General features: G+C 65.0%; 12 protein-coding genes and 2 pseudogenes. 9 read left to right on the top strand and 5 right to left on the bottom strand.

Going from position 1 to position 10,157, the window contains the following annotated elements; all coding sequences use genetic code 11:
• Positions 1-121: pseudogene (locus VGC18_RS11300) on the top strand (IS5/IS1182 family transposase); the annotation flags it as partial.
• A gap of 11 nt (positions 122-132) precedes the next feature.
• On the opposite strand, the gene dnaA reads toward VGC18_RS11300, so the two are convergent.
• On the bottom strand, positions 133-1,557 hold the full coding sequence (dnaA, locus tag VGC18_RS11295; protein WP_331097390.1) for a chromosomal replication initiator protein DnaA: 1,425 nt from the start codon (positions 1,555-1,557) through the stop codon (positions 133-135).
• A gap of 272 nt (positions 1,558-1,829) precedes the next feature.
• On the opposite strand from dnaA, the gene rpmH reads away from it, so the two are divergent.
• The 8 genes from rpmH to VGC18_RS11255 all read left to right on the top strand — a co-directional run bounded on the left by rpmH (position 1,830) and on the right by VGC18_RS11255 (position 7,033).
• Entirely contained in the window at positions 1,830-1,967 is a 138-nt protein-coding gene (gene rpmH / locus VGC18_RS11290; RefSeq protein ID WP_010204566.1) for a 50S ribosomal protein L34, read from the top strand.
• A 9-nt stretch (positions 1,968-1,976) separates the two neighbouring features.
• Positions 1,977-2,318, top strand: a complete 342-nt coding sequence (rnpA, locus tag VGC18_RS11285) for a ribonuclease P protein component (RefSeq protein ID WP_331097362.1) — start codon at positions 1,977-1,979, stop codon at positions 2,316-2,318.
• Entirely contained in the window at positions 2,315-2,629 is a 315-nt protein-coding gene (gene yidD / locus VGC18_RS11280; protein ID WP_331097360.1) for a membrane protein insertion efficiency factor YidD, read from the top strand. The genes rnpA and yidD overlap by 4 nt, the downstream gene beginning before the upstream one ends.
• Positions 2,630-2,633: 4 nt before the next feature.
• Positions 2,634-3,599, top strand: a complete 966-nt coding sequence (gene yidC, locus VGC18_RS11275) for a membrane protein insertase YidC (RefSeq protein WP_331097358.1) — start codon at positions 2,634-2,636, stop codon at positions 3,597-3,599.
• A gap of 100 nt (positions 3,600-3,699) precedes the next feature.
• Complete coding sequence (locus VGC18_RS11270) at positions 3,700-4,203, top strand: protein jag (protein ID WP_331097394.1); 504 nt, start codon at positions 3,700-3,702, stop codon at positions 4,201-4,203.
• Positions 4,204-4,222: 19 nt separating this feature from the next.
• Positions 4,223-4,864 (top strand): 16S rRNA (guanine(527)-N(7))-methyltransferase RsmG, encoded by a 642-nt coding sequence (gene rsmG, locus VGC18_RS11265; RefSeq protein ID WP_331097356.1) that lies wholly within the window; start codon positions 4,223-4,225, stop codon positions 4,862-4,864.
• A 328-nt stretch (positions 4,865-5,192) separates the two neighbouring features.
• Positions 5,193-6,083 carry a ParA family protein gene (locus tag VGC18_RS11260; RefSeq protein WP_414672882.1) on the top strand — a complete coding sequence of 297 codons (891 nt, stop codon included), beginning with the start codon at positions 5,193-5,195 and terminating at the stop codon, positions 6,081-6,083.
• Complete coding sequence (locus VGC18_RS11255) at positions 6,083-7,033, top strand: ParB/RepB/Spo0J family partition protein (protein WP_331097354.1); 951 nt, start codon at positions 6,083-6,085, stop codon at positions 7,031-7,033. The genes VGC18_RS11260 and VGC18_RS11255 overlap by 1 nt, the downstream gene beginning before the upstream one ends.
• Here VGC18_RS11255 and VGC18_RS11250 read toward each other — a convergent pair.
• From VGC18_RS11250 to VGC18_RS11235, 4 genes and pseudogenes are all read right to left on the bottom strand, one after another.
• A complete protein-coding gene (locus tag VGC18_RS11250; RefSeq protein WP_331097351.1) occupies positions 7,030-7,992 on the bottom strand; it encodes a D-alanine--D-alanine ligase in 963 nt (320 codons plus the stop codon). The two genes, VGC18_RS11255 and VGC18_RS11250, sit on opposite strands and share 4 nt — an antisense overlap.
• 43 nt (positions 7,993-8,035) lie before the next feature.
• Positions 8,036-9,376, bottom strand: a complete 1,341-nt coding sequence (locus tag VGC18_RS11245) for a PLP-dependent aminotransferase family protein (protein ID WP_331097349.1) — start codon at positions 9,374-9,376, stop codon at positions 8,036-8,038.
• A 141-nt stretch (positions 9,377-9,517) separates the two neighbouring features.
• The gene (gene trxA, locus VGC18_RS11240; protein WP_331097347.1) at positions 9,518-9,844 is read right to left on the bottom strand and encodes a thioredoxin; all 327 of its coding nucleotides are present in this window, start codon (positions 9,842-9,844) and stop codon (positions 9,518-9,520) included.
• A 43-nt stretch (positions 9,845-9,887) separates the two neighbouring features.
• A pseudogene (locus VGC18_RS11235) lies at positions 9,888-10,157 on the bottom strand (thioredoxin-disulfide reductase); the annotation flags it as partial.

Raw genomic sequence — 10,157 nt, 5'->3', positions numbered from 1 at the left:
CGAGCGCTCCTTCAACACCTTCAAGCAGTGGCGCAGCATCGCTACCCGCTACGACAAACTCGCCATCGTCTACCGCGGAGGTGTTGTGCTCCGCGCGATCTCCATCTGGCTAAAACAATAAGGAGACACGCCCTAGCGGTGGTTCTGCTTGATCCGGCTGGTCAGCTCCGTGACCTGGTTGTAGATCGAGCGTCGCTCCTTCATGAGCTCGCTGATTTTCTTGTTCGCATACATCACCGTGGTGTGGTCGCGATTTCCGAACAGCTGACCGATCTTCGGCAGGGAGAGATTGGTCATCTCCCTGCACAGATACATGGCGATCTGGCGTGCCGTGGCGACGGCCTGGGAGCGGGAGGACCCGTAGAGGTCGTCGACGGAGAGTTTGAAGTAGTCGGCGGTGTGATTGATGATGTCGACCGGGGCGATGACATTGTCGTCGTCGAGGGTGATCAGATCCTTGAGCACCGTCTGGACCAGCGCCATGTCGACCGGAGTGCGATTGAGGCTCGCGAACGCGGTGACCCGGATCAGCGTCCCCTCGAGTTCGCGGATGTTCGACGAGACCTTGGTGGCCATGTACTCGAGGATCTCCGCGCTCACCTGGAGCTTCTCACTCTGGGCCTTCTTGCGCAGGATGGCGATGCGTGTCTCGAGGTCGGGAGCCTGCACGTCGGTGATCAGTCCCCACTCGAAGCGGGAACGCATCCGATCCTCGAATCCGGTCAGGGCCTTCGGGGGGAGGTCGCTCGTGATGACGACCTGCTTGTTGTGGTCGTGCAGGGTGTTGAAGGTGTGGAAGAAGGCCTCCTGGGTCTCGACCGCCCGCTGCAGGAACTGGATGTCGTCGATGAGCAGGATGTCGATCTCGCGGTAGCGGGATTGGAAGACGGATGCCCGGTTGTTGGCGATCGAATTGATGAAGTCGTTGGTGAACTCCTCCGAGCTCACATACCTCACCCGGATGCCGGGGTACAGGCTCTCGGCATAGTGACCGATCGCATGGAGCAGGTGGGTCTTGCCCAGACCCGAGTCGCCGTAGACGAACAGCGGGTTATACGCCTTGGCCGGCGCCTCGGCCACGGCTACGGCGGCGGCATGGGCGAAGCGGTTGGAGCCTCCGATGACGAAGTTGTCGAAGTTGTACTTCGGGTTGAGCCGGGAATCGACCCTGCGCGGGGCCTGCGGCCCCGAGGTTTCCATGGGTGTCGGCTCCGGGCTGGGCTGGGCCACGTATGGCTGAGCCTCGACGTGCGTCTCGTTCGGCTGGTTGAGCTGGTCGTGCTGGATCTCGGGATTGACGACGATGGCGAAGTTGCCGACCGCCTGGTCTTCGTCGAGCCCGGTGATCGCGTTGAGCAGGGGGATGCGGATGCGCTGTTCGAGCATTCCGCGGGTGAGATCGTTCGGAACCTCGAGATACAGAGTCCCCGCCATGATGCCCTTCGGCTCGACGAGGCTGAGAAATCCCTGCAACTGCGGGGTTATCCGGTCGTCCGCTCGCAGGGTGGACAGGACGGACAGCCAGATTCTGTGGGTCGGATCCGCGCTGTCTGTCATGGCCCCTCACTACAGGATTTCGATGGTTACTCACAGGGTTATCCACCGTCTGTGCAGTCACACCACCTTAGTTTGTGACGGCATGTCGTTGCCACGCCCCCGATCGTCCACTGTGGATAATGCGGAACCGACGCTCAGGGTTTGACCGCGGGCGGTTTAGCCCGTAGTTTTAATCAGTTGACTTCGGCCTATACGGCCAACCTTCACTTCCCTGGCTTCGAGCGCTCTTTCTGGGCTGGCCTTGCGGAGTTCCAACACGTGGAGATCAGATCATGAGCAAAAGAACCTTTCAGCCCAACAACCGGCGTCGCGCCAAGGTGCATGGATTCCGTCTGAGGATGCGCACCCGCGCCGGCCGCGCCATTCTGGGTGCGCGTCGCCGCAAGGGACGCACCGAACTCTCCGCGTAGCCTCCCGCCGTGTTGGCCAAAGCCAACCGAATCCTCCGGGCGGATGACTATCGTCGTCTCGTCCGCCGTGGACGTCGGATGTCAACCCAACACGCGATCCTCTATGTCTCTCGCAGCGCCTCCGGACAACAGCCCCGTTTCGGGTTCATCGTGTCGAAGGCGGTCGGGGTCGCCGTCAAGCGGAATCTCGTGCGTCGTCGGTTGAAGGCCCTGAGTCGTGACGCGCTGGAATTTGTGCCGGCGGGCACCGACGTGGTGATCAGGGCGTTGCCAGGATCGGCGCAGGTCGGCTGGGATACTCTGCGTTCTGAGATTTCCGAGGTATTGAAGGGAGGCGAGAGACGAGAGTGAGCTCTCTGCTGTCGTTTTTCCTTCTCCTCCCCCGCAACCTCAGTGTGGTGATATTGCGGGTCTATCGGGCGGTTATCTCGCCCCTGTACGGCGACGTGTGTCGCTACTATCCCTCCTGTTCGTCCTATGCCCTTCAGGCCATCCAGCAGTACGGCGTCGTGCGAGGCAGCTGGATGGGTGCGCGCAGGATCGCCCGGTGTCATCCGTGGGCCGCCGGCGGCGTCGACGACGTGCCGGTGAGGGCCGTCCAGAAGTATGCGGTCACGCATTTTGGTTTTGTTGTATCCACTGGCCACGGAAAGGTGACCTAGAAGCATGCCCGACATCATTGGTACCATCCTCTGGCCGATCAAATGGCTCGTCGAGCTGCTGCTCGTCGCTTGGCACGAACTATGGACGTTGTTCGGCCTCAATCCCGACGCCGGGTTCACCTGGGTGCTGTCCATCGTCGGTCTGGTCGTGGTCATCCGGGCCGCCCTGATCCCGATCTTCGTCCGTCAGATCAAGAGCCAGAGGCGCATGCTCGAGGTCGCTCCTCAGCTGAAGAAGATCCAGGACAAGTACAAGGGCAAGAAGGACCAGTTCTCTCGTGAGGCCATGTCGCGCGAGACCATGGAGCTCTACAAGAAGACGGGCACGAACCCGCTGAGCTCGTGCCTGCCGCTGCTGATCCAGATGCCGATCTTCTTCAGCCTGTTCTCCGTGTTGAGCGGCGCCCAGAACTTCAACAAGACGCACCAGGCCGGCGTCGGTCTGCTGACCGCGCCGCTCGCGAAGTCGTTCGGTAGCGCGTCGCTGTTCAACGTCGCGCCGCTGCACGACAGCTTCTCGACCGGGACGGGGACGGTGAAGGTGGTGGCCGGTGTCATGGTCGCCCTCATGGTCGCCTCGCAGTTCATCACCCAGCTGCAGATCATGTCGAAGAACCAGTCGGCGGAGATGAAGGCCAGCCCCAGCTACAAGCAGCAGCGGGTTCTCCTGTACATCCTGCCGTTCGTCTTTCTGTTCTCCGGGTTCACCTTCCCCCTCGGCGTGATGTTCTACTGGCTGACGACGAACCTGTGGACGATGGGACAGCAGTTCCTGGTCATCCGCAACCTGCCGACACCGGGCAGCGAGGCGGCACTGGCCAGGGAGGCCAGGCTCGCCAAACGCGCGCAACGACGAGGTGGCTTTACGATCGTGGAGGATGCGTCGCCCGAGAGGGTCGCCGCGCCGCGGATCACGACCCAGCGGGCGCAGCCGGTGAACGTCAAGAACCGCAACAAGAAGAAGAAGTAACGCCTTTCTTCCGCCCGCACGTCATCACCCCAAGAGAGAGAGAAATTCCGTGGCAGAGACGACCCCCGAAGTGCAGCCCGAGGCGGTCGACGCGACGCCGATCCCCGTCGACGGGGCCAAAGAGGGCGCTTCTGCGGTTCGGTCGATCGCGCAGCTCGAGGAGGAGGGCGACATCGCCGCCGACTACATCGAGGAACTGCTCGACATCACCGACCTCGACGGCGATATCGACATCGACGCTCGCGACGGGCGTGCGTATGTCTCGGTGAACTCCAGCCAGGACAGCAACCTGCGTCTTCTCTCCAAGCCGGAGACGGTCAACGCTCTTCAGGAACTGACCCGCATCGCCGTTCAGGCGAAGACGGGCGTTTTCTCGCGGTTGATTCTCGACGTTGGCGGTTCGCGGCAGACGCGGGAGGCGGAGCTCGCCCTTCTCGTCGATCGGGCCGTGGAGCGCCTCGAAGCCGGAGCGGAATCGGCGGCGCTTCCCGCGATGTCCTCCTACGAACGCAAGCTCGTGCACGACCTGGTCGCCGCTCGCGGATTCTCCTCGGAGTCCGAGGGTGAAGGCTCGGATCGCCATACCGTCATCAGTCGTCCGTAGTTTCACGTGAAACATTCGCGTGCCTGACGAGATCGTTCCGGAGCTGGAGCCCGAGCCCTCGGCGGCCGGGGTCCTCTTTGGCGATCGCCTCGAACTGGCGAGGCAATACACGGCGGATCTGGCGCGCCATGGCGAGGAGCTCGGGCTGATCGGCCCGCTCGAGATTCCCCGCCTCTGGAGCAGGCACGTCATCAACTGTGCGTTGATGGCGCCGTTGCTCCGTCCCGGCCGGGTGGGAGATGTCGGCAGTGGTGCCGGTCTGCCCGGCCTGGTCCTGGCGATCGCCCGTCCCGATGTCCGGATGATCCTCATCGAGCCGATGGAGCGACGGGTGGACTGGCTGCTCCGGGAGACCGCAGAGCTCGGCCTGGACAACGTCGAGGTCGTCCGCGCCCGGGCCGAGGAGGTGAAGCTGTCCCCCTGGCTGGACCAGGTGACGGCCAGGGCGGTCAGCGCCCTGTCGAAGCTCATCCCGCTCACCGTTCCGCTGGTTCGCTCGGGTGGTGAGCTCCTGTTTTTGAAGGGAGCCGCGGTGTTGGCGGAGCTGGAGTCGGCGGCGAAGGTGATCAGGCGCGCGCGGCTGACGGATGTGGAGATCCTGACGCTCGGTGAGGGGCTCGTGCCAGAGATCACCCGGGTCTTTCGGGCTACAGTTGATTGACCGTTCGTAACCCCGCCGATCGTTCCCGTGGAGGACGAGCGGCATCGCCGCAGCAGCAATGGAGTCCCGGGCCGTGCCCGCCGAACAACCCAGAGCAAGAAGGTTTCACGTGAAACATCCCGACATCGACCAGGACGTCACCGAGAGGGGCGAGATCTCCGTGGACGAGGCCGAGCGGGACGCCGAGTCCCTCGACGTCGATTCACATGGTGGCGATACCGCGGGAACCGCAACGGCCGAGCCAGACCCCACGAAGCCCGACCCTGCTGAGCCCGACCCTGCTGAGCCCGCGACCGCCGAGTCCGTGCCCGTCGAACCGGCGCCGGAAATCCCATCCCGCCCCCGGTTCGAGGACACCCCGCTCGCCCGCGAGCTCTCCGAGATCACCAGGCGCCGCCACGCCCTGGAGGCCGAGACCCTTCCGCTCCCGTCGCAGACGCGGGTGTTCACGGTGGCCAACCAGAAGGGCGGTGTGGGAAAGACCACCACGACGGTCAACCTCGCCGCGGCCCTCGCCCGGAACGGGGCCAGGGTGCTCGTGATCGACCTCGATCCCCAAGGAAACGCGTCCACGGCGCTCGGTGTTGAGCACCGTTCCGAGACGGCCAGCGTGTACGACGTGATCATCAACGACGCGGCGATGGACGACGTCGTGCAGAAGAGCCCCGAGTTCGCGGCCCTGTACTGCATCCCGGCCACCATCCACCTCGCTGGGGCGGAGATCGAGCTGGTGTCGATGGTCGCCAGGGAGCAGCGGCTCCGCACGGCACTCGACCGGTTTCTCGCCGAGAGCGAGGAGCTGTTCCACTACGTGTTCATCGACTGCCCGCCGTCGCTTGGACTACTGACGATCAACGCCTTCGTCGCCGCCCGGGAGGTGCTCATTCCGATCCAGTGCGAGTACTACGCGCTGGAGGGTCTCAGCCAGCTGCTCAGCAACATCCAGTTGATCGAGCGCCACCTCAACCCCGTGCTCACCGTCTCGACCATTCTGCTGACCATGTACGACGCGCGCACCAACCTCGCCAATCAGGTGGCGCAGGATGTCCGCGACCACTTTCCCGATCAGGTGCTGTCCACTCTCATTCCCCGCTCGGTGCGCATCTCGGAGGCGCCGAGTTATGGTCAGAGCGTGATCAGTTACGACGCCAGTTCACCCGGATCGCTCTCCTATCTGGAGGCGGCGGCAGAGATAGCACGACGAGGGGCACCACAGTAATGGCCGGACCGAAGAGAACAGGACTCGGACGGGGGATCGGAGCCCTCATCCCGACGGACGAGGGCAGCCCGACGCGTCCGGTCGATGTCTTCTTTCCCGCGGCCACGACCGCCGCGGTGACGCTGATGGAGGTCCCCGGCGCGCGCCTGGCGAACCTCTCCCCCGACGACATCGTGCCGAACTCCGCTCAACCGCGGAAGGAATTCGGCCAGGACGATCTCGACGAGCTGATCGTGTCGATCCGCGAGGTGGGTCTACTCCAGCCGATCGTCGTGCGTCCCATCGCCGACGCGGCCGAGGGTGAGCCGCATTACGAGCTGGTGATGGGCGAGCGCCGGCTCAGGGCCAGCAAGAGCCTCGGGCTGGCGACCATCCCTGCCGTTGTGAAGAACACCGCCGACGAGGCGATGCTCCGGGACGCGCTCCTGGAGAACCTCCATCGGGCGAACCTCAACCCGCTGGAGGAGGCCTCCGCTTACCAGCAGCTGCTCGCCGACTTCGGCATCACCCAGGACGAGCTGGCCACCCGCATCGGCCGTTCGCGGCCCCAGATCACCAACACCCTCCGGCTGCTGCGCCTGCCGGAATCCGTGCAGACCCGGGTGGCGGCCGGAGTCCTCAGCGCCGGCCACGCCAGGGCGATCCTGTCCGCCGGCGACGAGGCGACCATGGAGCGCCTCGCGGACAAGATCGTCAACGAGGACCTGTCGGTGCGCGCGGCCGAGGCGGCCGCGGGACAGGTGACAACAAAACCGGTCCGGGCGTCGAAGCCGAGCGCGGGGCGACGTCAAGGGCAGCTCGACGAGATCGCCGAACGCCTGGGAGACCGGCTGAACACCAGGGTCAAGGTGAGCCTCGGAACGCACAAGGGGACGATCGTCATCGACTTCGCGACGGTGGCCGACCTCAACCGCATCCTGGCGGAGCTGAACGAGCCGGGCTTCGGTTAGCCGCGGCTCTCCCGGATGGCGGCCTCGGCCAGGGCGGAGTACACCCAGCCCAGGTCGTGTCCGGCCGCCTCGAGCGCCTGCGGAAGCAGTGAGGTCTCGGTGAGCCCCGGCAACACGTTCGCCTCGAGGAACCAGGGCGTTCCGGCCCCGTCGACGATCAGATCGACCCGGGAGAGATGACGCAGGCCGAGGGCTCGGTGGGCTTGCAGCGCGACCTCCGCCGCCCTGGCGCTCACCTCCGGGCTCAGCCTCGCGGGGGTGTAGAAGCGCGTCTCCCCCGCGTTGTACCTGGCCTCGAAGCTGTAGACACCGGAGAGCGGCTGGATCTCCACGGCGGGAAGCGCCACCGGTCCATCCCCGCTGTCGATGATGCCGACCGCGATCTCCGTGCCGACGATCCGTTGCTCCACGAGGGCAACATCGCAGTAGGTGTAGGCATCCACCATGGCCCGGGGAAGCAACGCCCTGTCATCGACGAGACTGACGCCCTGTGCCGAACCGCCCTGCGCGGGCTTCACGACCAAAGGAACCGGGAGCTCCTCGGTCAGGGTGTCGAGCACGCTGCTGGCGCCGAGCTCGCGGAAGGCGTCCCTCGACAGCGCGATGGAGCGCGGGGTGGACACGCCGGCGCGGGCGACGAGGACCTTGGCCGTCGGCTTGTCCCAGGCCAGCCGTGCCGAGTCCGAGCGGGAGCCGACATACGGGATCCCGATGAAGTCGAGAAGTCCGCGGAGGGCGCCGTCCTCCCCGCTCGCACCGTGAAGGGCCGGCCAGACCACGTCGGGACGGGTGTCGGTCAGGTAGGCGAGCAGCGTCGCATCCGGGTCCCTGAGGATGACCGTGATGCCGTGTTCCTGCAGGCTGTCCGCGACGCGGCGTCCGGAGCGGAGGGAGATGTCGCGTTCGTGCGAGATCCCTCCCGCGAGGACCACAACGGTGCGCGGGGTGAAGTCGTTCATTGTCGTGCCGTCTTTCTCGAGCCCTGTTTCGCCGGTCGCCCGGCTAGTCGATGTTGGGCGGGGGGCTGGCTATCCCCTGTTTGAGCGGGACGGTCTTCAGCGGTGCCGTCTGGGAGAACGTGTTCAGGAGGTCGATCTCTCCGTTGATGACGGTGGAGAGGCGACGGATGCCCTCGCGGATGAAGTCCGGCGTCGGATAGCAGAAGGACAGGCGCAGGTTGTTGCGCCCGTTGCCATCGGCGTAGAACGCCGTTCCCGGCGTGTATGCGACGAGCTCCTTGACCGCGCGAGGCAGCATGGCCTTGGAGTCGAGGTGGTCCGGCATGGTCGCCCAGACGTAGAACCCGCCGTTCGGCACCGTCCAGCTCAGCTGCGGGAGATGCTCGGCCAGGGCGCCGAGCATGGCATCCCTGCGATCGCGGTACGTGCCCCGGAAGGTGTCGATCTGCGCCTTCCAATCGGCGGTGTTGAGGTACTCGGAGATCATCAGCTGACCGAAGGAGCTCGGCGACAGCACCGCGGCCTCGTTGGCGAGGATGAGTTTTTCTCTGATCGCGTGCGGGGCCAGTGCCCAGCCGATCCGGAAGCCCGGGGCCAGCGTCTTGGAGAACGTTCCCAGGTAGATGACACCGTCCTCCTCGACCGAACGCATCGCCTGCGGCGGCGCGGAATCGAAGTAAAGCAACCCGTAGGGGTTGTCTTCCAGGACAAGGATGCCGTTCGAGCGGCAGATCTCGAGGATCTCCAGTCGGCGCTCCCAGGTGAGGGTGACTCCGCCGGGATTACTGAAGGTGGGTACCGTGTAGAGGAACTTGATCTTCTTGCCCGCGGCCCGCAACCGGGCGATGGTCTCCCTGAGCGCCTCGGGGATGAGGCCGTACTCGTCCATCGGCACGTGATTGATGTCCGCCTGGAAGGACTTGAAGACGACGATGGCCGTGACGTAGCTCGGCCCCTCCGCGAGCACGACATCACCCGGATCGATGAAGAGCTTGGTGACCAGCTCGAGGGCGTGCTGCGACCCGGTGGTCACGACGACGTCGTCCACGCTGCCCCGGATCCCCTCGAGCGCCATGATCTCGAGGATGTGCTCCCTGAGGGCGGGGACGCCCTGGCCGGAGCCGTATTGCAGGGCCTGCGGCCCGTCGTTGCGCATCATCCGCTCGAAGGCATCCGCGATGAGATCGGCGGGCAGGGCGGAGACGTACGGCATGCCGCCGGCGAGGGAGACGACCTCCGGCCGGGAGGCGACCGCGAACAGGGCGCGGACCTCCGAGGCGCTGAGCCCGGCCGTGCGCTCGGCGTAGAGGTCGTACCAGGGGTCGAGGTTCGTGCCCGATCCCGGGTGTGCGGTGTCACCGCGGGGGATGCCGTGGGGTGTCATGGGTTTCCCGATAGCCGAAGGGTGAGGTTCAAGGATAGACGCAGCCGGGGGCATATCGCTGATCCGACGACGGGCGACACAAAACGATGGCCCGTCCGCCGTGAGGCGAACGGGCCATCATGGTGCGGTCCTGGCTGGTGCCTACTTAAGCCACTCGGCGAAATCGGCCTCGAGGGCCGGCTTCGGCTTGGCGCCGATGACGGTCTTGACGACCTCTCCGCCGCGGAAGACCTTCATGGCCGGGATGGACGTGATCTGGTACTTCATGGCCATCTGCGGGTTGTCGTCGACGTTGAGCTTGACGACCTTGATCTTGTCGGAGTGCTCTTCGGCGATCTGGTCGAGAATGGGCGAAACGGCGCGGCAGGGGCCACACCATTCGGCCCAGAAGTCGACCATGATGGTGTCTTCTGAGTTGATGACGTCGGCGTCGAAGCTCGAGTCGGTCACGGTCTTTGCGTTTGACATAGTTTCTCTTTTCTCAAATCTTCTGATGGAGGTGAAAAGTCGCTCAGCGGGTGGCGATGGCTTCGACGAGGCTGATCTCGCGCTCGGCCTCACGCAGCTCGGCGATGGCGCCGGCCTCGGCTAAACCCGCGAGGTAGTGCTCGGCATCCAGTGCGGCTACGGTGCCCGATGCGGCAGCAGTAGCAGCCTGACGATAGGTGTCATCGATGACATCACCCGCAGCGAACACACCGGCGATGTTGGTCTTCGACGAGCGGCCCTGAACGGCGATGGTTCCGGCCGCGGTGAGGTCGAGCTGGCCGTGCACCAGGTG

The organism is Lacisediminihabitans sp. (genome assembly GCF_036404185.1).
GTDB lineage: Bacteria > Actinomycetota > Actinomycetes > Actinomycetales > Microbacteriaceae > Lacisediminihabitans.
Note: the sequence above shows the minus strand (reverse complement) of the source record. Positions and strands in the feature narration are given on the sequence as shown.

Coding starts and splice junctions, on each gene's coding strand:
- dnaA (WP_331097390.1), bottom strand. CDS start 1,557: ATGACAGACAGCGCGGATCCGACCCACAGAATCTGGCTGTCCGTCCTG.
- rpmH (WP_010204566.1), top strand. CDS start 1,830: ATGAGCAAAAGAACCTTTCAGCCCAACAACCGGCGTCGCGCCAAGGTG.
- yidC (WP_331097358.1), top strand. CDS start 2,634: ATGCCCGACATCATTGGTACCATCCTCTGGCCGATCAAATGGCTCGTC.
- VGC18_RS11255 (WP_331097354.1), top strand. CDS start 6,083: ATGGCCGGACCGAAGAGAACAGGACTCGGACGGGGGATCGGAGCCCTC.
- VGC18_RS11250 (WP_331097351.1), bottom strand. CDS start 7,992: ATGAACGACTTCACCCCGCGCACCGTTGTGGTCCTCGCGGGAGGGATC.
- VGC18_RS11245 (WP_331097349.1), bottom strand. CDS start 9,376: ATGACACCCCACGGCATCCCCCGCGGTGACACCGCACACCCGGGATCG.
- trxA (WP_331097347.1), bottom strand. CDS start 9,844: ATGTCAAACGCAAAGACCGTGACCGACTCGAGCTTCGACGCCGACGTC.